This is a genomic window from Sulfuriferula thiophila, from assembly GCF_003864975.1.
In the GTDB taxonomy this organism is placed as follows: Bacteria; Pseudomonadota; Gammaproteobacteria; order Burkholderiales; family Sulfuriferulaceae; genus Sulfuriferula; species Sulfuriferula thiophila.
This window is the reverse complement of the sequence record NZ_BHGL01000006.1, coordinates 359,982-381,420: the sequence shown is the minus strand read 5'-3', so window position 1 is coordinate 381,420 and position 21,439 is coordinate 359,982. Positions and strand designations below refer to the sequence as shown.

15 protein-coding genes are annotated in these 21,439 nt (G+C 54.8%); 7 read left to right on the top strand and 8 right to left on the bottom strand.

What is annotated here, in order from left to right; translation table 11 throughout:
* The 4 genes from glcE to EJE49_RS04235 are packed head-to-tail and all read right to left on the bottom strand — an operon-like array spanning position 1 to position 6,083.
* A complete protein-coding gene (gene glcE / locus EJE49_RS04250) occupies positions 1-1,065 on the bottom strand; it encodes a glycolate oxidase subunit GlcE (RefSeq protein WP_124949136.1) in 1,065 nt (354 codons plus the stop codon).
* A complete protein-coding gene (locus tag EJE49_RS04245; protein ID WP_124949135.1) occupies positions 1,065-2,558 on the bottom strand; it encodes an FAD-linked oxidase C-terminal domain-containing protein in 1,494 nt (497 codons plus the stop codon). The genes glcE and EJE49_RS04245 overlap by 1 nt, the downstream gene beginning before the upstream one ends.
* Entirely contained in the window at positions 2,558-3,886 is a 1,329-nt protein-coding gene (locus EJE49_RS04240) for a four-carbon acid sugar kinase family protein (RefSeq protein WP_124949134.1), read from the bottom strand. Before EJE49_RS04240 ends, EJE49_RS04245 begins: the two co-directional genes overlap by 1 nt.
* Before the next feature lie 4 nt (positions 3,887-3,890).
* A complete protein-coding gene (locus EJE49_RS04235) occupies positions 3,891-6,083 on the bottom strand; it encodes a phosphoketolase family protein (protein ID WP_124949133.1) in 2,193 nt (730 codons plus the stop codon).
* 124 nt (positions 6,084-6,207) lie between these two features.
* Here EJE49_RS04235 and EJE49_RS04230 point away from each other — a divergent pair, with 124 nt between their 5' ends.
* The gene (locus EJE49_RS04230) at positions 6,208-6,972 is read left to right on the top strand and encodes an IclR family transcriptional regulator (RefSeq protein WP_124949132.1); all 765 of its coding nucleotides are present in this window, start codon (positions 6,208-6,210) and stop codon (positions 6,970-6,972) included.
* On the opposite strand, the gene EJE49_RS04225 is transcribed toward EJE49_RS04230, so the two are convergent.
* From EJE49_RS04225 to glnE, 4 genes are all read right to left on the bottom strand, one after another.
* Positions 6,969-7,718: an MBL fold metallo-hydrolase gene (locus EJE49_RS04225; protein WP_124949131.1), complete on the bottom strand. Its 750-nt coding sequence runs from the start codon at positions 7,716-7,718 to the stop codon at positions 6,969-6,971. The two genes, EJE49_RS04230 and EJE49_RS04225, sit on opposite strands and share 4 nt — an antisense overlap.
* Positions 7,719-7,808: 90 nt before the next feature.
* On the bottom strand, positions 7,809-8,033 hold the full coding sequence (locus EJE49_RS04220) for a zinc-finger domain-containing protein (protein WP_124949130.1): 225 nt from the start codon (positions 8,031-8,033) through the stop codon (positions 7,809-7,811).
* 10 nt (positions 8,034-8,043) lie between these two features.
* Complete coding sequence (locus EJE49_RS04215) at positions 8,044-8,964, bottom strand: branched-chain amino acid transaminase (RefSeq protein ID WP_189941677.1); 921 nt, start codon at positions 8,962-8,964, stop codon at positions 8,044-8,046.
* A 55-nt stretch (positions 8,965-9,019) separates the two neighbouring features.
* Positions 9,020-11,695 carry a bifunctional [glutamate--ammonia ligase]-adenylyl-L-tyrosine phosphorylase/[glutamate--ammonia-ligase] adenylyltransferase gene (glnE, locus tag EJE49_RS04210; protein WP_124949129.1) on the bottom strand — a complete coding sequence of 892 codons (2,676 nt, stop codon included), beginning with the start codon at positions 11,693-11,695 and terminating at the stop codon, positions 9,020-9,022.
* 221 nt (positions 11,696-11,916) lie between these two features.
* Between glnE and EJE49_RS04205 the strand changes: the two genes are divergently transcribed.
* From EJE49_RS04205 to EJE49_RS04180, 6 genes are all read left to right on the top strand, one after another.
* The gene (locus EJE49_RS04205) at positions 11,917-12,237 is read left to right on the top strand and encodes a DUF485 domain-containing protein (protein ID WP_124949128.1); all 321 of its coding nucleotides are present in this window, start codon (positions 11,917-11,919) and stop codon (positions 12,235-12,237) included.
* Position 12,238: 1 nt separating this feature from the next.
* Entirely contained in the window at positions 12,239-14,266 is a 2,028-nt protein-coding gene (locus tag EJE49_RS04200) for a solute symporter family protein (RefSeq protein ID WP_124949127.1), read from the top strand.
* Between the two features lie 164 nt (positions 14,267-14,430).
* Positions 14,431-16,398 (top strand): acetate--CoA ligase, encoded by a 1,968-nt coding sequence (gene acs / locus EJE49_RS04195; RefSeq protein WP_124949126.1) that lies wholly within the window; start codon positions 14,431-14,433, stop codon positions 16,396-16,398.
* A 1-nt stretch (position 16,399) separates the two neighbouring features.
* Complete coding sequence (locus EJE49_RS04190) at positions 16,400-20,215, top strand: YhdP family protein (protein ID WP_124949125.1); 3,816 nt, start codon at positions 16,400-16,402, stop codon at positions 20,213-20,215.
* A complete protein-coding gene (locus EJE49_RS04185; protein WP_124949124.1) occupies positions 20,199-20,537 on the top strand; it encodes a hypothetical protein in 339 nt (112 codons plus the stop codon). The genes EJE49_RS04190 and EJE49_RS04185 overlap by 17 nt, the downstream gene beginning before the upstream one ends.
* A complete protein-coding gene (locus EJE49_RS04180) occupies positions 20,530-21,435 on the top strand; it encodes a carbon-nitrogen hydrolase family protein (RefSeq protein ID WP_124949123.1) in 906 nt (301 codons plus the stop codon). The genes EJE49_RS04185 and EJE49_RS04180 overlap by 8 nt, the downstream gene beginning before the upstream one ends.
* The last annotated feature ends 4 nt before the right edge of the window (positions 21,436-21,439 follow it).

Genomic DNA, 21,439 nt, shown 5'->3' with positions numbered 1-21,439 from the left:
TTACAATCCTTCGTACATGCGACCGGGGTTGAGTATGCCCGCCGGGTCGAATGCCAGTTTTAAACGTTGATGCAATTGCCATAGCCCTGCCGGTAATGGCTGGAACACTGTGCCAGCCCGATCTCCACCATGGATGAGAGCAGCGTGTCCGCCGAGGCCTGCAACTTGCGTGCGAACATCGTCTTCTGCTGCAGTACTGCGCAACCAGCGCTGCGCCCCGCCCCATTCGACCAGCCAGTCACCTGGCAGCTCGGGTTGCGCTGCAGTTTGCGGCAAAGCAATACGCCACAGTTTTTCTGTCCCGGCAAAGAATGGCAAATTGAGTTCGCGCAAGCTGTGCCAGAAAGCCGCGGCATCCGCCAGCACGTCACCCGCTTCACGCGCCTTGACTGCGGCAACGGCACTGTCTGCGCCGGAAAAGCGCAGATATAAATGGCCGTCAACCCAGGCGGAAGCAGACAACGGCAGGGGCTGAGCGGCCAGCCGGTTCATGCGGTTGAGCGCCTCCGCCAGTGTGCAAGACTGTATCAGCGTCAAATCCTGTTGCGGCGCCGGCAGCACTTTCAGGCTGATATCCAGCAGCACGCCGAGCGTACCCAGCGCGCCGGTCATCAGTCGAGCGGCATCGTAACCGGCAACGTTCTTCATCACCTCGGCACCGAATTTCAACAGCTCACCCTTGCCGTTGATGACGCGGCAACCCAGCACAAAATCACGCGCAGACCCTGCGTAGGGACGGCGTGGCCCGGACAAGTTGCAAGCCACCGTGCCACCGAGGGTAGCACCCGGCCCCCAGTGCGGCGGTTCGAACGCCAACATCTGCCCTTGGGTAGCAAGAGCCTGTTCGATTTCTACCAGAGGCGTACCGGCACGCGCAGTCAGCACCAGCTCGGTCGGTTCATAACTGATAATGCCGCGGTGGCCGGACATATCCAGCCTGCTGCCGGATATCTGCCGCCCATAAAATGCCTTACTGTTGCCACCGACGATATTAAGCGGCGTTTTGTCTGCATAAGCGGCCTGCACCTGCTGCTGCAAGGTAACCGTCAAATCATTTTCAGCCATCAGAAGCGCTCCAGTTCGGGGAACGGCAGCCGACCACCATGCACGTGCATTGCGCCGAACTCCGCGCAGCGGTGCAAAGTTGGCACGGCCTTGCCCGGATTAAGCAGGCCCTGTGGATCAAAGGCGTGCTTGATGGCATGAAACTGTTCCAGTTCAGCACTGTTGAATTGCGCACACATCTGGTTGATTTTTTCCATACCCACACCATGTTCACCAGTAATGCTGCCGCCCACCTCAACACACAACTCCAGTATTTTTCCGCCGAATTCCTCGACCTGCACCAGCTCGCCCGGCTTGTTCGCATCGTACAGAATCAGCGGGTGCAGATTGCCATCACCGGCATGGAATACGTTAGCCACCCGCAAGCCATACTGTTGCGACAGCTCGCCGATGCGGCGCAATACCAAAGGCAGATGACGACGCGGAATGGTGCCATCCATGCAATAGTAATCAGGGGACAGCCGTCCGACTGCAGGGAAAGCTGACTTGCGCCCCTTCCACAACAGAGCGCGTTCCTGCTCGTCACTTGCAAGCCTGACCTCGGTCGCACCGATTTCATGCAGAATGGATTGCACTCGCACCACCTGCTCGGCCACATCTTCACGCGTGCCGTCCAGCTCGCACAACAGTATGGCCTCGGCATCACGCGGATAACCGGCGTGAGCGAAATCTTCTGCCGCGCTGATGGAAAGCTTGTCCATCATTTCCAGCCCGCCGGGAATAATACCCGCGGCAATAATGGCACCAACTGCGGCACCGGCTTTTTCCACATCGTCAAACGCGGCAAGCATGACCTGCGCCTTTTCCGGAATAGGCAAAAGCCGCACAGTCACTTCCACGATTACGCCGAGCATGCCTTCCGAACCGGTCAGCAGCGCAAGTAGATCGTAACCGGCGCTATCGAGGGCCTCGCTGCCAATGACCAGCAACTCGCCCTCCACTGTCACCAGTTTAATCTGCAAAATATTGTGTACCGTCAGGCCGTATTTCAGGCAGTGCACCCCGCCGGAGTTTTCTGCCACATTACCGCCGATAGTGCAGGCGATCTGCGACGACGGATCCGGCGCGTAATACAGGCCATACGGCGCGGCGGCCTGGGAAATCGCCAGATTGCGCACACCCGGCTGAACTCGCGCGGTGCGTGCAAGGGTATCAAGCGACAGTATTGATTTAAGCTTGGCCAGACTAAGCAAAACACCATTAGGGTGCGGCAAGGCGCCGCCGGACAAACCGGTACCGGCGCCACGCGCCACCACCGGCAGCTGATATTGATAGCACAGACGCATGACTGCCTGCACCTGTTCCACGCTTTGCGGCAGTACAGTCACCCACGGCAGTTGCCGGTAGGCGGACAAACCGTCGCATTCGTATGGCCGCTGATCTTCTTCCACATGCAGCACACAATCGGCCGGCAACAGCTGCAACAACAGAGCCACCAGCTCGGCTTTGCCGATAGTTGGCGTGGGGTCGTGCTCGCAGCAGTGATTCGACATCAGTCAGTATTCCCGCGCAGACGGTTGTAGACAGTCGCCAGTGCGTTGTCATCGCCGACGTTGCCGGGGAAGATCACCACCGGCAGGTCAGGATAACGCGGATGATCGACTGGGCAGCGCACCACCGAACAGCCGGCCAGTATCTGCCCCAGCACGCGCGAAGTACGCAGCGCCAGACCATCACTCAGCACATCGTTGGAGGTGATACCACCTTTGCTGATCAGAAAACCGATGCTCAGCGGCAAATTGCGTACGACGTCCATCAAAAACGCCGACACCTGCTCACCGAAGGCCAGACGTGTAGTCTGGTCAGCGAAGGTTTTTTCCACTCGGCTGGTATAGACCACAGGCGTTTCGTTGCGTGCATGCGCTGCCTCGGCGGCCAGACGGACTTCTTCCAGCAGCGCGACGCGGTCAACGGCAATACGTTCGACATCCACTTCCAACCCCGCCACGCCCGGCTGTTTAAGCAGCTCGGCCAGTTGCGAGGTAGTTTTCTTGACATGCGAACCGACAATAACAGCACCGGCACGCCCGCCGCGTACATAGGCGGCCATCTGTTGCGGCGCTACCGGCTGCGGGCCGAGCTGCGCCAGCGAAGTCAGCAGACTGGCCGCGCTGCGGCACAGAAAACGCTTGCCGGTAGCGGCAGCAGTCTGAATCTGTGCAGCAAAGCGGTCCAGATCAGATTGCTGCTCGGCATCCACCACGCCGCAGACATTGTCCTTGAGCGCCAGCAAACGGGCGGATATATCGCCACGCACATCAGCCAGCGTGAAGCGTTCCACCTGTTCGGCAGCAATGCGGCCACTGGTTTTTTCTGCCACATAATCAGGCAGATAGCTGTGGCGGTAACCGAACACGGAATCGCGGGCAAATTCGGTTTCGTGCACCGGTACCGGCTCGCCGCTGACCATCAGATAATGGATGCTGTCGCGCGTAACCCGGCCGCCCTCGAAGAAGGCCGGCGTCAGGAAATGCGCATCGAACGGACCCAGTTCTTCGGCGATCACATCCGTTTCCACCGGATAATGACCGCGCAGGGTCGAGTCGGAACGGCTCACCAGTATCGGATTAATCGCCCGTCCGGCAGCGCCTTCCTGCTCCAGTGCGATACGCACATTAGCGCACACCTCGCGAGTGACCGCTTCGGCGCGCTCGGCCGACATGCCACGCGTGTTGGTGAGCACGAAGAACAGCGGCGACGCGTCCTGCAACGCACCGACCAGGGTCGGCACGTCCCAGCGCGTCAGCAGCAGACAGCCGTGTACTGTCTGCGACCCGGTCGGGTCGTCATCGAGTACGATGATTTTGGTTAGCTGGCTCATACGCTTATTTCATTAAGGCTTTGGCACGGGCAGACATAGCGTCCGCGGTGATGCCGTTAAATTCCATGATTTCGTCGGCAGAAGCGGTGGTTTCGCCACGCTTCCAGCAGAAGGTATCACGTTTAGGTGCACGCGTGCGCAGCAGCACCGGCTCCAGCGAAGCGCTCGGGCCGCCGGATACGGCAATCAGTGCGTCGCCATCGAACAGCGCATTGAAATGGTCGTCGTCCATGAACGCGTTGTCCGGCTGTGATACGGTGTCCCAGGCCACGTCGGTCGGACGGTACAGCGCACGTGGATTCACCACAGCAACGATGCGTACGGCGTAGCCTTCCGCTTCCAGTTTGTCCTTGGCAGCAAATACCGGCAGCAGCACCAAGTCGCCAGTGACAGCAAACACCACGGTACCTTTGTCGCCACCTGCGCTCTGGTAAATCGTCGCGGCACCCTGCTCGACTGCTTTTTTCGATTCAGCCAGGCTCATGTAAACCGGCAACGGGCTCTTCGATGCGATGATGACCATGCCTTTATTCACACTGTCGGTCGCATATTCGTAGGCGGTCTGGATCGAGTTGGCATCGCACGGGAACAACGGGAACACGTTGCCGTTGCGCATCATTGCGGCAAAGAAGTTCTCGATTTCCGGACGCTGATGGGTCCAGCCGTTGCGGCCCTGCTCCAGCGCGCCGGCAGTGAACATGCAGACGATGGACGGGGTCTTGCGACGCAGTTCGGCCATGGCCTGAGTCACTGTCTGGATGATCGGCCAGCCGTTGATGGCGAACGACTCGTACGACAGCCACAGCGAACGCGAACCGAATAGCGCCAGACCGGCTGCCAGACCGGCACAGGCGTCTTCGTTCAGCGGCTCGTACACCTGACCGTTCGGTTCCTGGTTGTACAGCGGGTCAACGGTCGGATGGCGGATTTTCAGCGCGTCGTTGATGTTCTTCATCGCCGAGGCTTCGTTACCGTCAGCATTGGTTGCGACGAAACGCGGATCAGCCTTGCCCAGCTGTGCTACCAGCGCGCCCATGGCGGTTGCCGGTACAGCCTTGTCGGTCGGCTTGAATTCTTCCATCGCCAGTTTCGGCATCGGCACGATGTCCAGCTCGGTTTCGGTCACTACGGTTTTCACAGCAGGGCCGCCACCGGCACGCGAGAAGTTGTCGCGTACCAGCTGCCATGCTTCTGGTGGCAACGCGCGGCGCTGCAGACCTTCGATCATGTGCGGCTGGTCGAGCGTGTCCTTTGGATACAGGTTGTGCGATTTCGCACCCAGGGTGTGCACGCCGGCGCCTTTTAGCTGCTTGATGATGAACACGGTCAGGGTACCGCCCAGTGCGGAACGGGCTGCTTTGTCCACGCCCTGCAATACTGCCTTGGCAAACGCCAGACGCTGGCCAAAAGAGAATTGGGTACTGTCTACATAGGCAGCACTTTGATTGCTGTCGTCGAACTCCTTGGCATCGACCAGAACAACTTCCTTGAAGCCGTGGCCTTTCCAGTAGGCGATCATCTCGTCGTTGCTCATGCGCGACACCATGGAATGGTGTTCCTGCGAGTAACCATTCCATATCAGCGATGGCAGGAAGTTGGTAACTTTAGGGTATGCGGTGTTGAAGTGCATCATGCTGTTCAACACGTACGGCTCGCCCATACCGCCATCACCGATAGTGACCGGGAACAGCTTGCCCGGATGCAGCAGTGCACCCGCCATAGCAAAGTGCTGACCCTGACCGAGTGGACCAGCCGGAGCCAACAAACCAGGAATGGCGCCTGACAAGTGGCCCAGCAGACCGTGTTTTTCACGGAAGCGCGCCATCATGTCGTCCATGGTGTTGATCCCCATTTTTTCCAGCGAAGAATCGAGGAACATGGAGGAATAGAAACCCGGTGCGTGATGACCAACTTCAGTCACGATATTGGTGTGACCCAACATAATCAGTGACGCATGCGCTTCGGCGCTTGAAGCAAAACCGCCCGGATGGCCGGAACCCTTGGAGCCGGTCACCTGCAGTGTCAAATAACGTAATGCATCGGCGCCCAGCAAGGTCTGATAGGCCGCCTTGTCATCATTTACATCGGCAATAGCGCTCTGCCCTTCGGCGATGAGTGCCTGAGCCGCCTTAACATCGAAATCTGGCCATTTTTCGCCGTAATGTTGGATACCTTGACAAAATGCGGGTGCGTTCATGAGTTTTGTTCCTAAAAGTTAAATTGGGAAGGCCGTGGTGGCGCATGTAGCTACATTAACAAATTACTAAAAATTTCGCAATACAGAATTGATTTCACAATGTGAAATAATGTAGAATCGCATCATGAGCACAGAATCCTCCATACAAGTCATCGATCGCATGGTTACCCTGCTGGAAAGTTTGGCACAGCACGGTCACGCCAGCCTCAAAATATTGGCAGCCGACACCGGCCTGCACAGCTCCACCGCGTTTCGCATCCTGGCTTCGCTACAACAGCACGGCTGGGTGGCGCGCGACAGCAACGGCGCCTATCAGCTCGGCAGCGGATTAATGCGTTATGCCGCACAGGCTGGCCAGGAAATCGACCTGCGCCAGGAAGCACTTCCGCTCATGGCAGCCCTGCGCGATGCCACCGGTGAAACCATCAACCTGACGGTGCGCGAAAACGACGAAGTGATTTATGTAGAACGGGTGACGTCCAACCGGCTGATGCGGGTGGAACAGGTGATCGGCAGCCGTGCCCCACTGCATGTGACAGCGGTAGGCAAGTTGATGCTGGGGGAAGGCTCCGCCGAAACGTGCCTCGATTACGCCCGCCGTACCCAGCTGCCCGCCTATACCGCCAATACCATCACCGACCCGCTGGCACTGTTCGACGCTACTCAGCAGTGCAAATCACAGGGGTATGCTTTCGATAACGAAGAAGCCGAACTCGGCGTGGGTTGCATTGGGGTATTGATTCGTGACGCCAGCGGTATGGCAGTTGCGGGGCTATCCATCTCGGCACCGCGCGAACGCCGCAAGGATGAGTGGGTAACCGAGTTACAACAGGCCGGTGCGCAATTATCGGCAAAACTCGGCTATTTCAATCCTGTATCTGCCGGTTAACCCTGCCGACTCTCACCTATCTGCTCGCAATACTGCTGGAGTGTCTCGGGTACGTCCGGTGGGCATTCGCCACATTCGCGGTTACCCGGCACGGCGTAATCGATGAATTTTGGATAAGCCAGATTAAGGCTGGCCATGATTTCCACAAATTCGGCCAGCGGTTTGTTGCCACCGAGGCGCGGATTGCGAAATTTTTCCTGAGCAATACTGGATACGCGTCGCCCCTGATAGTCATGAGCGGGATACACCAGCGTGTCTTCCGGCAAGCTGAACAGCTTGTCATGTACGCTGCGATATAAGGTAGGGGCGTCGCCGTTCTGAAAATCGGTACGCCCGCAACCATCGATCAGTAAAGCATCGCCGGTGAGCACGCGACCATCGACTGCATAGGCAAAATGATTATCGGTATGACCAGGAGTATGCAGCGGCATGATCTGCAGACTGCCTAGACTGAACGGCTTGCCGTCTTCTATAGCCTCATCTGCACATGCCAGATTATCCAGTGCAGGATGAGCGATACGGCTGCCCGTTTCCTGCCGCAACTTGCTGGCGGCACTGATATGATCAGCGTGAATATGCGTGTCGAAGGTGTAAGCCAGCTTCAGCCCGAGGGCATTGATTTCAGCCAGATCACGTTGCCAACTGGGCAAAACAGCATCAATCAATACTGCCTGCCCTGTTGTTTCACAACCCAGCAAATAAGTATACGTACTGGATACGGGTTCAAACAATTGGCGAAATATCATGTCAACCTCCTAAGATTAATGCAGCAAAAACCACGTGATGCATAAACCTTGGATTGGCATTGACGCCAGATCGTTCAATATTAACGTTGATTAATGCCCGTGCTTGACCGGCCCGCCCAGAAGCCGGAAAGTCGTACCGCAGTATGGGCACATGGCTTCGCCGGTTTTTGCCACGTCCAGAAACACGCGCGGATGCGAATTCCACGCAATCATTTCTGGCGTAGGGCAGTGCAATGGCAAGTCATCGCCAGTGATTTCAATGAAACGCTGGGTGTTATCCTGTTGCGCAAGATTTTCTTGAGGTGCCTGAGACATTGTTTATTCCTTAAATGTAGCTTAACCAGTCAGTGTGTTTAGGATCGCGACCATGCACGCAGTCGAAATACATTTTTTGCAACTGGGTGGTCACCGGACCGCGTTCGCCATTACCAATCATGCGATTATCCAGCTCGCGGATAGGCGTCACTTCAGCGGCAGTTCCGGTGAAGAAAGCTTCGTCAGCACTGTACACTTCGTCGCGAGTGATGCGCTTTTCGACTACTTGCAGACCGATTTCACCAGCCAGCTGCACGATGGTATCGCGGGTAATGCCTTCCAGCGCGCTGGTCAGATCCGGGGTGTAGAGCTTGCCGTTACGCACGATGAAGACGTTTTCGCCCGAACCTTCAGCAACAAAGCCATCTACGTCCAGTAACAACGCTTCCTGATAACCGTCCTGCGCGGCTTCCTGATGCGCGAGGATGGAATTCATGTAATTGCCGTTGGCCTTGGCTTTACACATGGTGATATTGACATGATGCCGCGCAAACGAAGAGGTTTTCACGCGAATGCCGCGTTCCAGTGCTTCCGCGCCCATGTACGCGCCCCAGGTCCAGGCCGCCACAATCACATGCGTCGATAAGGTTTTGGCCGAGATACCCATGGCTTCCGCACCGTAGAACGCCATCGGACGCAAATAGGCAGATTCCAGATTATTTTCGCGCACGGCAGCCAGTTGGGCTTCGGTAATAGTTGCTTTGTCGAACGGCATTTTCATGCCCAGAATATGGGCAGAACGGAATAAGCGATCGGTATGATCTTTCAAGCGGAAAATCGCCGTGCCTTTGTCAGTTTTATAAGCGCGCACGCCTTCAAATACGCCCATACCATAGTGCAGGGTGTGGGTCAGAACGTGGGTGGTGGCATCACGCCAAGGCACCATTTTGCCGTCGTACCAGATAAAACCATCGCGGTCAGCCATTGACATTGCATTTACTCCAAAACTTAAAGTTGAAATCGAATTTGAAATTGTAACTTAATTTTCATCCCAAGACTTGCGTCCAAAGCGTTTTAACCGCATTCGCATGCACCGCCACTGACTCGCCCTCTACCCTGGCAGCATCGGCGCCCTGCAAGCGCAGGCTGTGCTGCAACTGGCGGAATTGACGATATGCGGTACGAACTGCTTCGGCTGTATCGCTGGCAATAAGTCCCAATTCTGCGGCAATTTTCAGCAAGGCCAGGTTACCCGCATTCTCAGTCAGCTGGCGGTGGCGAGCGCTATAGGCAAGGATCAGGTATTGCACGATAAATTCGACGTCGACAATGCCACCAGCATCATGTTTGATATCGAACAGAGCACTATGATTCGGATGCCCATCGTGCATTTTCTGCCGCATGTTGCGCACATCTTCCCGCAATTTCGCCAGATCACGCTGCTGCGTCAGGATATCGCAGCGGATAGGCTCGAACAGCGCCCCTACGGCCGCATCGCCTGCCACAAAACGGGCACGGGTCAGCGCCTGATGCTCCCAGGTCCAGGCGTGATTGCGCTGATACTCACTGAAAGCGGCAATACTGCTCACCAACAGTCCGGAAGCGCCATCCGGACGCAAACGCAGGTCGGTTTCATACAAGATGCCGGCAGCGGTGGTGCTGGAAAGCCAAGTGATAATGCGTTGCGCCAGACGCGCATAGTGTTCTGCCGCATCAGGTGCATCATCCTGATACAGGAATACCATATCCAGATCCGAAGCATAACCCAGCTCACGCCCGCCCAATTTGCCATAGCCGATAATCGCGAAATGCGGAGCTTCGCAATGGCGATTGCGCACGCCTGCCCACGCCAGCGGCAAAGTCGCATCCAGTATCAGCGCGGCGAGATCGGACAGATAATCGGACAGTTTCTCCAGCGGCAATATGCCTGCCAGATCCTGTGCCAGCAAATGAAACGTCACTCGCTGACGGAAATGGCGCATACCATCCATTTGCCGCTCTACATCCCCCTCCTGGGCCTGCATTTGCGCAGCCAGCTCCGCCCGTAACGCAACCCAGTCTGGCGGCGTATACAGCACACGCGTATCCAGCAGTTCGTCCAGCAGCATCGGATTGCGAGTCAGATACTGCGCCGCCCACGGGCTGGCCGCACAGATTTTTGCCAGCTGGCGCAAGGTTGCCGGGTACTCCACCAGCAAGGCCAGGTATGACGCCCGCCGCGACACAGTTTCCAGCAAATCCATGATGCGTGCCAGCGTGCTGTCACGCGGCGGCAGACTTGCCGCAACTTCAATCAACTGTGGCACCAGCGTATCCAGACGCGCCCGATTGCTGGCCGGCAATCCGACATAACGGCTGCTCTTGCGACTTTGCTGCAGACGCTGGTACACGGCATCCGCATCGTCAAAGCCCAGATTGGCCAATTGCGCTTTGGATTCTTCCTCGTCGATCAGCCCTAGCCATAGCGCGCTCAACGGATGATGCGTACCGTCGGCCTGTGGCGCTGCAAATACCTGATCGAAATGCCGGGATACATGCGTTCTATGCATGTTTAATTTGAGCAAAAATGCGGAGTAATCCGCAAACCCCATACTGCTGGCAATACGTGATTGCTCTTCCGCCTGGGTAGGCAACATCTGCGTTTGTGCGTCATCCAGATACTGCAAACGATGTTCCAGATTACGCAAAAAAAAGTAAGCCTCGCGCAATTCACTGACGGCCTGCTCCGGCAATGAGCCACGTGCTGCGAGCATGGGTAAAATCGCTAATGTGGCGCGCGCTTGCAACGCCGGCACCTGGCCGCCGCGGATTAACTGAAACACCTGGGCAATAAACTCGATCTCACGAATACCACCCGGACCCAGCTTGATGTTATCCACCCGGTCTCGGCGTATCACTTCGCGACGTATCTGTGCGTGCAACTCGCGCATCGCGGCAAATGCATTAAAGTCCAGATATTTGCGAAACACGAACGGGCGCACTATCGCATTCAATTCATCCAGCCTGCTGCCCGTCAATGCCCGCCCCTTGATCCAGGCATAACGTTCCCACTCGCGTCCGTGGGTGACCAGATAATCCTCGAACGCGGCATAACCCATCGCCAGCGGCCCGGCGTCACCCCACGGGCGCAAACGTGTATCGACCCTGAACACGAAACCATCCGCGGTGATTTCGGAAATCGCCAGTCCGATTTTTTTCGCCAACAGAACAAAGAACTGATGATAGGAAATCGGCTTATCACCCGTCGTTTCACCTTCATCGGCATACAAATACACCAGGTCGATATCCGACGAGACATTCAACTCACCGCCACCGAGCTTGCCCATACCCACCACCGCCAGCTCCATAGGCGTCCCATCAGCGTTCATCGGCATGCCATGAGTTTCTGCCAGCCAGATTGTGTGATAGCGCAATGCGTAACGCACCGCCACTTGTGCGAGATCAGTACACATGCGCATCACCTCATGCAAGTCGCCCAGCCCGGCCAGATCACGCACAACCATCTGCGCCATCACCGCCTGACGCAACTTGCGCAAGGCCACCTGCAAGCTGTGCGCATCGACGATCTGCAGCGCATCCAGCTGCGCCTGCATCAGCGTGGTATTCCACGGCGTATCCAGATGCGCCACCAGCGTGTCCGCAAAATGCGCTTCAGCAGCAACAAGACGACGCAAATATCGTGAATGCTGGCTGGCTGCTGTTACTAAATCCACAGGATTCATAGTGAGTGCTTTCTTGTTTGACACATTTCTGTATTATTCACTAAAATCGCTCATCCCAACATGAAACCGGATTAATTCAGCCTGCCTCAGGCGCTGGATTACATCTCACGTTCGCATCACCATAATAATAAAAATGATAACCATACTAATAAAAAGCAGTCGTTTCTCTTTTCAATCAAACCAGCACTAACAGAGTTGCACCCTCACCACATGGAGCTTATATGACTACGCACAAAATGAACTGGCAAGCGATCGATGCTGATCCGCGATTCCAGGCTTTGCACCGCAAAAAAACCCTGTTTCTTTGGGGCTTAATGGTCTTTTCGATCATTTACTATTTCCTGTTACCTGTCGGCGCAGCCTATTTTCCCGAGATTTTCAAAATCAAAGTTTGGGGGCCGGTTAACATCGGTATTCTGTTCGCACTCTCAGAATTCATTGTGGCATGGTTTTTAGCCGTGATTTATTCACGCCGTGCCAATGCTGAATTTGACAGCATGGCAGAAGAAATCGTGAATGACGCACATAACATTGGAGCCTGATATGCAATCAACAAATACAATCCGAGCGTGGCTGACGCTACCGCTGCTAGCCGGACTTAGCTCAATGAGCTGGGCAGGTGAAGGTGCTGTTGCCGATGAATACAAATTCATGACCCTGGCTGTATTCGGTGCAATTATCGCGCTGACTATGGCAATTACGTACTGGGCAGCCAAAAAAACCAACACCACCCACGAGTTTTACGCTGCCGGTCGCAGTATTTCCGGCGCACAGAATGGCTGGGCTATCGCAGGCGACTATCTGTCTGCAGCTTCTTTTCTAGGTATCGCCGGCCTGATTTCGTTGTATGGCTATGACGGTTTCATGTACTCAGTTGGCTTCCTTGTCGCTTACATCACAGTACTGCTGGTAATCGCAGAGCCGTGCCGTAATATTGGCAAATACACACTGGGCGATATTCTGGCCTTCCGTAACGACCCCAAGAAGACCAAAACCATTGCAGCTATCTCCACCATCACCGTGTCGATCTTTTATCTGACCGCGCAGATGGTTGGTGGTGGTGTGCTGATCAAAACCCTGATTGGTATCGACTACGAAGTGTCGGTTATCGGTGTAGGCATACTGATGCTGGCCTATGTGGTATTCGGCGGTATGGTTGCAACTACCTGGGTGCAGATCGTCAAAGCCGTGTTACTGGTGCTTGCCTCTCTGGTTCTGGTCGTACTGGTGTGGGCGCCTTATGGCTTCTCACTGCCTGGCTTCCTCGACAGCGTAGTCAATAACGAAGGTGTACAGAAACAAGTTGCCAAACTATTGGGCAATGCCGCTACTGGCATGACTCCGGAGGAATTGGGCCAACGCTTCCTTGAACCCGGCCTGTTCCTGAAGAACCCGATTGACCAGATTTCTCTGGGCATGGCACTCGTGCTGGGTACTGCTGGTCTGCCACACATACTGATGCGTTTCTTCACCGTACCAAACGCAAAAGAAGCGCGTAAATCCGTTGTATGGGCGATGGCCATCATCGGCGGCTTTTACGTGATCACCTTGTTCCTGGGTCTGGGTGCTGCTACCCACGTCGGTCCAGCTAACATTATTGCACTCGACAAGGGCGGCAATATGGCTGCACCTATCCTGGCGCAATATCTGGGCGGCGGTGCACATTCGCTTCTGGGTAACTTCTTCCTCGCCTTCGTCGCCGCTGTGGCATTTGCTACGATTGTTGCTGTTGTTGCGGGTCTGGTACTGGCATCCGCATCTGCGATGGCACACGACATCTACGTTGGTGTCATTCGTGGTAACAATGCTTCACAGGAAGAACAAGTCAGGGCAGCGCGCATTTCTTCCATCATCGTCGGTATCGCCGCCATCGTTATCGGCATCCTGGCCAAAGGGCAGAACGTTGCTCATCTGGTCGGCATGGCTTTCGCAGTGGCTGCATCCAGCAATCTGCCTGCGGTCTTCCTGACCCTGTACTGGAAACGCTGCAACACCGGCGGGATCATACTGGGCATGGTGACAGGCGCGACTGCTGCCATTCTATTGGTCATGGTTTCTCCTAACATGACTTATCCTAAAGAAGTCGTTAAAGCCGCCAACAAAGTATTGCAAGGCGAGCCAGCGGCAGAAGCCAAACCCGCTGTAGCAGCAAAGCCGGGTGAAGGTCTGGTATGCGAACTGTTTGCCGTTTGTGCCAAATCTGAAGCAGCCAAACCAGCTTCACCTGCCACCCCTGCCAAACCGGGAGCGGTAGAGAAGCTGGCCACGCTGAATGCACAATTGCCGACACTGACCAATGCTGACGACATTGCCAAAGCCAACAAGGAAATCGGCAAACTGACGAAGGACATCAGCAAGGCTCAGGATGATCTGAAGCAGTACGCAGGCAAAACAACCAGCATCATGGGTCTGGAGAAGCCATTCTTCCTGCTCAAGAACCCTGGCCTGATTTCGATCCCGCTGGGTTTCCTGATGGTGATATTAGGTTCCTTGCTGTATCGCGATCCTCGTGCTGAAGCCATGTGGGAAGAATTGTATGTACGCCAAAACACTGGCATACACGCAGCTTAATCCCTGACGCTTCACTAACCACTCAATCCTCTGGTCTTGACTGACCAGAGGATTTTTTAATTTCTGCTATTCAATCATATGCACCAAGCTCTTGATCCCGAATTGGATTAAAATAGCGACTAAACATCAAGGGTTCGCCCTAAACACCCACCACGGAGTTTGTAATGTCACACATCGAATCAGTCCTGCATGAAAACCGTTCCTTCCCACCAAGCAGTGAGTTTCAGGCGCACGCTAATGTCTCCGGCATGGCGGCATATCAGGCATTAACGGCGCTGGCCGAAGCCAATTATGAGCAGTACTGGGCAGATTTAGCCCGCCAGCATATCACCTGGCAAACACCATTCACTCGCACACTCGACGAATCCAATGCGCCATTTTATCGCTGGTTCGACGACGGCGTGCTGAACGTATCCTACAACTGCATTGATCGCCACTTGCCAACCAAGGCCGAGCAGACTGCTCTGATTTTTGAAGCTGATGACGGCAGCGTAACCCGTATCAGCTACCAGCAACTGCACGATCAGGTCTGCACTTTCGCTAACGCTCTGAAAGCGCGCGGCGTACAAAAAGGCGATCGCGTCGTGGTTTATATGCCCATGGGTGCTGAAGCCGTCATCGCCATGCAGGCCTGTGCCCGCATTGGCGCTATCCATTCTGTCGTCTTCGGTGGTTTCTCCGCCAAATCCCTGCACGAACGCATCATCGATGCCCAGGCCAAACTGGTAATTACCGCTGATGCCGGCATGCGCGGTGGTAAAGCCGTAGCGCTTAAAGCTGCCGTGGATGAAGCCCTTACCCTCGGCGGCACCGAGTGCGTTACCGGCGTGATTGTTTACCAGCGTGCTCACAATGAAGTCAGCTGGCATGCTGAACGTGATGTATGGTGGCATGATTGCGTCAATGGCATGAGCAACACATGCGAACCAGAATGGATGAATGCCGAAGACCCGCTGTTCATTCTTTATACTTCCGGCTCCACCGGCACCCCCAAGGGGGTACAGCACAGTACAGCCGGCTATCTGCTCGGTGCAATTCTGTCCATGCAATGGGTGTTCGACGCCAAACCGGCAACCGATGTGTTCTGGTGTACTGCTGATGTAGGCTGGATTACCGGCCACACTTACGTTGCCTACGGTCCGCTGGCGATGGGTATGACCCAGGTTATTTTCGAGGGCGTCCCGACCTACCCGAATGCAGGCCGATTCTGGAAAATGATTCAGGACCATCGTGTTACCACTTTCTACACTGCACCAACCGCCATTCGCTCCCTGATCAAGCTCGGCGGAGATTTGCCGGCACAGCACGATTTATCCAGCCTGCGCTTGCTCGGCACTGTCGGCGAACCTATCAATCCGGAAGCATGGATGTGGTATTACCAGCAAGTCGGTCAGGAACGCTGCCCGATTGTCGATACCTGGTGGCAGACTGAAACCGGTTCCCACATGATTGCGCCGCTGCCCGGTGCTGTCGCTACCAAACCCGGTTCCTGCACCCTGCCGCTGCCTGGCATCATGGCCGATGTGGTCGATGAACATGGTCACCCCTTACCCCTGGGACAAGGCGGTTATCTTGTTATCAAGCGCCCTTTCCCATCCTTGCTGCGCACTTTATGGAATAACCCGGAACGTTACAAGAAAGCCTATTTCCCTGAAGAACTGGGTGGCAAAACCTATCTCGCCGGCGATTCAGCCCACCGCGATGAAGATGGTTACTACTGGATCATGGGGCGCATCGACGATGTGCTGAATGTTTCCGGTCACCGTCTCGGTACCATGGAAATCGAATCCGCACTGGCTGCGCACCCTCTGGTTGCTGAAGCTGCTGTAGTCGGTAAGCCGCACGACATCAAGGGCGAAGCGATCGTGGCGTTTGTTGTGCTCAAAGGCATACGCCCGGACAGTGATGCTGCGAAGGAAATCACCAACACCTTGCGCAACTGGGTCGGCCAGGAAATCGGCCCGATAGCCAAGCCGGACGAAATCCGTTTTGGTGACAACCTGCCGAAAACCCGTTCAGGCAAAATCATGCGGCGCTTATTACGCAATCTGGCGCGTGGCGAAGATATTACCCAGGATATCTCTACTTTAGAAAATCCGGCCATACTGGAACAGCTAAAAGCATCACATTGACATGTTAGCGTTTAGCCGCCGCTGGCTTCGTCGCGGCCTTATCTATGTTTTCATGCCGCTCACCATTGCTTTCGTGGTACTGGTGCTGGCATTGCGATTATGGATATTGCCCAACCTCGACCAGTGGCGTGGTGACATCGCCAACTCCATCAGCCAGTCTGCCGGACAGAAGGTCACACTGGGCCCACTTACGGCAGACTGGCAAGGCTGGCACCCGCGGTTACGCATACAACAACTGCGTGTATATGGCCCGGATAACCGGCCAGCCTTACTGCTGAACGATGTGCACACGACACTCTCCTGGAGCAGCCTGCTGCATGGCGAGTTACGCCTTGCCAGCCTGACCGTAGATGACCTGGTGTTAAGCATCCACCGAACGCATGGCGGCGCCCTGTATGTGGCCGGCATTGCACTTAACCAGCAACAGAATAACAGCGTATTCACCGACTGGCTGCTAAAACAGCGCCAGATTCAGATCAGTCATGCCACCATGTCATGGCTGGATGATCAACGTCAGGCACCGTTACTGGTAGCACGGGAAGTCAATTTCACCTTAACCAATCGCGGCAACAGACACCAGTTCCGCCTCTCGGCCATTCCGCCAGCGCTTGTAGCACACCCGCTCAGCATAAAGGGGGACTTTCGCGGCAACAGTTTGAGTCAACTTGCCGAGTGGAACGGCACCCTATCGGTACAGGTCGAGCGTACCGATCTGGCACAATGGCAGCCGTGGGTAACCCTGCCACTGGGAATAACGCGGGGTTTCGGCAACCTTGATCTGCAGTTGCAGATTGCCAAAAAACAGGTTATTGCCATCACTGCCAACACCAGCCTGCACCAACTTTCTTTGCAGACTGGCGCTGAACTGCCCCGCCTGAATCTGGTCGACTTATCCGGTCAAGTACAATGGAAACGCCTGGGTGCGGCTCAGTCCATTGACTTGCATAAGGTGAGCCTGCGCACCAGCAATTTTTTATACGTCACACCTTTTGACTTTTATCTGCGCTATGCCCCCGCCACCAGCCATACAGCAGCAACGGGGGATCTCCGTACAGATGGCCTGTGGTTGCAATCGGTGGCCAGCTTGGCAGCCTATATCCCACTCTCCACAGCTCAACGCAATGCTCTCAACCAGCACCGACCCAGCGGTCGTCTCAAGCAGTTCAGCGCGCATTGGCAAGGAGAGCTGCTGCACCCGATTGACTACCGGGTGCAAGGCCAATTCCAGCAACTTGGCCTGACCACAAGCGATACCGCACCGGGTTTTTCCGGATTGAGCGGGCAGCTTGATGCGACTACCCAAGGCGGCAACCTTGCCCTTAATAGCCAGAATGTAACCTTAACGTTACCCAGCATTTTATTCGAGCCCGATGTCAAGCTGGATACATTGACCGCCCAGCTCAAATGGCGCAAGCAGCCAGATAATTATCGTTTCCAGCTTACCGAAGCCAGCTATGCCAATGCCGATGTTGCCGGTAATTTATTCGGCGAATACCTGTGGCACGCAGGGCATCCCGGGGTAATTGATTTGACGGGTGCTGTCTCGCGCGGCAATGGCAAGATGGCTTATCATTATTTGCCATTAGCGATAAAACAACCCGCTTACGACTGGATACGCACCAATGTACTGGATGGCAAAGTTACGGGCGTGCAATTCCGCTTAAAAGGTGATCTGGCCAAATATCCTTTCCATAATGACGGCAACGGTTTGCTTGATGTGAATGTCAAGATAGTTGATGGCGCAATACAGCCCGCCCCTAATTTCCCCGCCATCGATCATATCAATGCCAACTTGCGTTTTACCGGCACCCGCATGGCGATCACAGCCAACAGTGCAAAACTCTATGATGCGGATTTGCGCAGGGTCAGTGCCGTCATTCCCGATTTATTCGCGATGGACGAAATACTCGACGTCAGTGGTGACGCCACTGGCAATCTGTCCGACTTTATCCGTTTTACCAACAACAGCCCGGTCGCTGACAAAATCGACAAATTGACCATAGGCGCAACAGCCTCTGGCAAAGCCAACCTCGGCCTCAATTTAAAGCTGCCCTTGCGCCGTATCGACAGCACCACCCTGGCTGGAATACTGACATTCAACAACAACACTATCATCCCTGCAAAACCCTTACCGCAGCTCGACATGGTACGGGGTAAACTGGCGTTTACCGGGACAGGCATCAACGCACAAGGCATTAATCTACGCTTGCTGGGTGGCCCTGCCAGCTTGTCTACCCAGACCTTGGCCAACGGCATCACCCATATTAATCTGCAAGGCCATCTCAGCGCAGCGGGACTAACTCCCTATATTGACCCGGAATTAGCCAGACTCATTACCGGCAGCAGCAATTGGCAAGGCAAGATTGATTTGCTACACGGCCGAGCCAACGCAACCGATTTCGAGAGCGACCTGGTGGGACTGGAGATTGCGTTACCAGCGCCTTTTAACAAGGCTGTGGGTGATCGGCAAACGCTACAGTTGAGTACTCGGCCACGCGCCAGCAACGAAACCGTGTTAAATCTGCGTTATGGACAAGTTGCCACAGCAAAACTTTTGCAGTTGGAACAGGCCGATCATAGTCGTATCGAACGTGGCAGCCTACGCTTTGGCGGCGCTGCCGAATTACCAGCGGAGCCGGGGATATGGGTAAGCGGCACACTCCCCGCAACCAATCTGGATGGCTGGATGAACCTATTCGACTCGAAATCCGGTCATGACTCACCCGCCATCGCTGACATTAATGTCGGCATCAGCCAACTGGATGTATTCAAACGCCGCTTCAATGATGTCACCATCCATGCCAGACATCCGGGTACAGACTGGCATGCCAGCATCCAGAGCCCGGCCATGCAGGGTGATATCTCCTGGTCACAGCCTGCGTCAGAGGGTCAATCCAACACCTTGAATGCGCATTTAAAGACCTTATCAATTCCAGCAGCCACAGACAACGGCACAATAACCACTCAAACCCAGAACGAAAATATTCAATGGCCTAAAATCATACTTAGCGTAGATGATTTAAAGCTCGGCAACCGACGTCTGGGGAAACTTGAAGTAAACGCCCTTCCTATTCCCGGCGGCCTGAATTTTGAACGTATACAACTCAGTCATAGCGACAGTAAATTGCAAATGTCTGCTACCTGGCGCCCGCTGTCGATGCCGCAAACTGATGCAAAAATACGCTTCGAACTGTACGATATCGGTCAATTCCTGAACCGCTTTGACCATACTGACACGATCAAACGCGGGCAAGCCGTACTCGACGGTCAAGCCAACTGGAATGGCACCCCGGTAGACATGACCGTCGCCAGCCTATCAGGCAGCTTTATGCTGAAAGCCAGTAACGGCCAGTTTCTTAAGGCCGATCCAGGTGCAGCCAAGCTGTTAGGCGTATTAAGCCTGCAATCGCTGCCGCGCCGTATCGGACTGGATTTTCGCGATGTGTTTAGCGAGGGCTTCGCTTTTGATGACATTTCGGCTACGATTAAGCTTGATCGTGGCATCATCTACAGCAACGATTTCAAAATGCAGGGCCCTGCCGCAAATGTGCAAATGAGCGGTATGGTTAATATCAATACGCAAACCCAGCAACTTCGCGCCTCTATCAGCCCGAAACTGAGTGAAAGTGTTGCCCTGGCCAGTTCACTGGTTGGCGGCCCAGTCGTTGCACTGGGTGTATATGCCGTGCAAAAGCTGTTCAAAGACCCGTTTGGGCAAGCCGCACGATTTGATTACACGATTACCGGGCCGTGGTCAGACCCGGTAATCAGCAAAGTTGGACGCATTAGCGATACTCAAAATGGAACAAACCCTTAAAATTGCCATCCTAGCCTTAAGTTTGACGCTGTCCAGCGTTGCTCATGCAGAAACCTGCACGCTCAATGACGCTTTCTGGCTACAACCACGTTCAGGCGTAGCGACACTCAATGAAAAATCGATCACACCTTGTGTATCGGCCTTGCTTACTGATAATAAAAGCAAATTATTGATTATTTATAACGATACCGACGATTCCAGCATATCGGCCACCGAATTGCGGCAGTGGTTAGTTGCCCTGGCACTACCCGCTGAGCGTATCATATTAAAAAAAGCGACTACATTAACCGACCCGATCCGTTTGGAGATACAACATGACTGACACCACCACATCCAGCTTCGCCAAATCCAAATCGCGAACGGCAGCCAAAAAACCTATCCAGAGTGGCGTAATACGCGTTGCCGCCATCCAGATGGCATCTGGCCCCAATGTCGCAGCCAATCTGGCTGAAGCAGAACGCCTGATTGCGGGGGCTGCCAAACAGGGGGCGAAATTGGTGGCATTACCCGAATACTTTGCAATCATGGGACTAAAAGACACAGATAAAGTCGCGGCCAAGGAAAGCGAAGGCAAAGGCCCGATTCAGAAATTCATGTCAAATATCGCCAAAAAACACAAAATCTGGCTGATTGGTGGCTCGATTCCGTTGACCTGCGACAATCCTGACAAGGTACGCAATAGCTGTCTGGTATACGATGACAAAGGCAAACAAGTCGCGCGTTATGACAAAATCCATTTATTTGGCCTGGACTTGGGTGCGGAACATTATCAGGAAGAAAACACGATAGAACCGGGTAATGAAATTGTCATCCTCGACACGCCATTTGGTCGCATTGGGCTGTCGATTTGCTACGACTTGCGCTTCCCGGAGCTGTATCGCACCATGCGTGATGTCGATATCATTTTCGTGCCTTCCGCATTCACCGCAACGACTGGCAAAGCCCATTTTGAAACACTGATCCGTGCACGCGCCATAGAAAACCTGGCATACGTCGTCGCCCCCGCACAAGGCGGCTATCACCTGTCAGGCCGTGAGACCCATGGAGACACCATGATCGTCGATCCGTGGGGCGTGGTGCTGGATCGCCTGCCGCGTGGCTCGGGCATCGTCATGGCCGGCATCAACCCGGATTACCAGGCCAGCCTGCGCAGCAGTTTGCCTGCACTCAAGCACCGCACACTTGACTGCAGCCGCTTGAAAATCAAATCCGCCACATAAGGTA

Bases quoted from the DNA above. Each gene is read 5' to 3' on its own strand.
- glcE (WP_124949136.1), bottom strand. From the start codon at position 1,065: ATGGCTGAAAATGATTTGACGGTTACCTTGCAGCAGCAGGTGCAGGCC.
- EJE49_RS04190 (WP_124949125.1), top strand. From the start codon at position 16,400: ATGTTAGCGTTTAGCCGCCGCTGGCTTCGTCGCGGCCTTATCTATGTT.
- EJE49_RS04225 (WP_124949131.1), bottom strand. From the start codon at position 7,718: ATGATATTTCGCCAATTGTTTGAACCCGTATCCAGTACGTATACTTAT.
- EJE49_RS04220 (WP_124949130.1), bottom strand. From the start codon at position 8,033: ATGTCTCAGGCACCTCAAGAAAATCTTGCGCAACAGGATAACACCCAG.
- EJE49_RS04185 (WP_124949124.1), top strand. From the start codon at position 20,199: ATGGAACAAACCCTTAAAATTGCCATCCTAGCCTTAAGTTTGACGCTG.
- EJE49_RS04215 (WP_189941677.1), bottom strand. From the start codon at position 8,964: ATGTCAATGGCTGACCGCGATGGTTTTATCTGGTACGACGGCAAAATG.
- EJE49_RS04230 (WP_124949132.1), top strand. From the start codon at position 6,208: ATGAGCACAGAATCCTCCATACAAGTCATCGATCGCATGGTTACCCTG.
- EJE49_RS04235 (WP_124949133.1), bottom strand. From the start codon at position 6,083: ATGAACGCACCCGCATTTTGTCAAGGTATCCAACATTACGGCGAAAAA.
- EJE49_RS04245 (WP_124949135.1), bottom strand. From the start codon at position 2,558: ATGTCGAATCACTGCTGCGAGCACGACCCCACGCCAACTATCGGCAAA.
- glnE (WP_124949129.1), bottom strand. From the start codon at position 11,695: ATGAATCCTGTGGATTTAGTAACAGCAGCCAGCCAGCATTCACGATAT.
- EJE49_RS04240 (WP_124949134.1), bottom strand. From the start codon at position 3,886: ATGAGCCAGCTAACCAAAATCATCGTACTCGATGACGACCCGACCGGG.
- EJE49_RS04200 (WP_124949127.1), top strand. From the start codon at position 12,239: ATGCAATCAACAAATACAATCCGAGCGTGGCTGACGCTACCGCTGCTA.
- EJE49_RS04180 (WP_124949123.1), top strand. From the start codon at position 20,530: ATGACTGACACCACCACATCCAGCTTCGCCAAATCCAAATCGCGAACG.
- acs (WP_124949126.1), top strand. From the start codon at position 14,431: ATGTCACACATCGAATCAGTCCTGCATGAAAACCGTTCCTTCCCACCA.
- EJE49_RS04205 (WP_124949128.1), top strand. From the start codon at position 11,917: ATGACTACGCACAAAATGAACTGGCAAGCGATCGATGCTGATCCGCGA.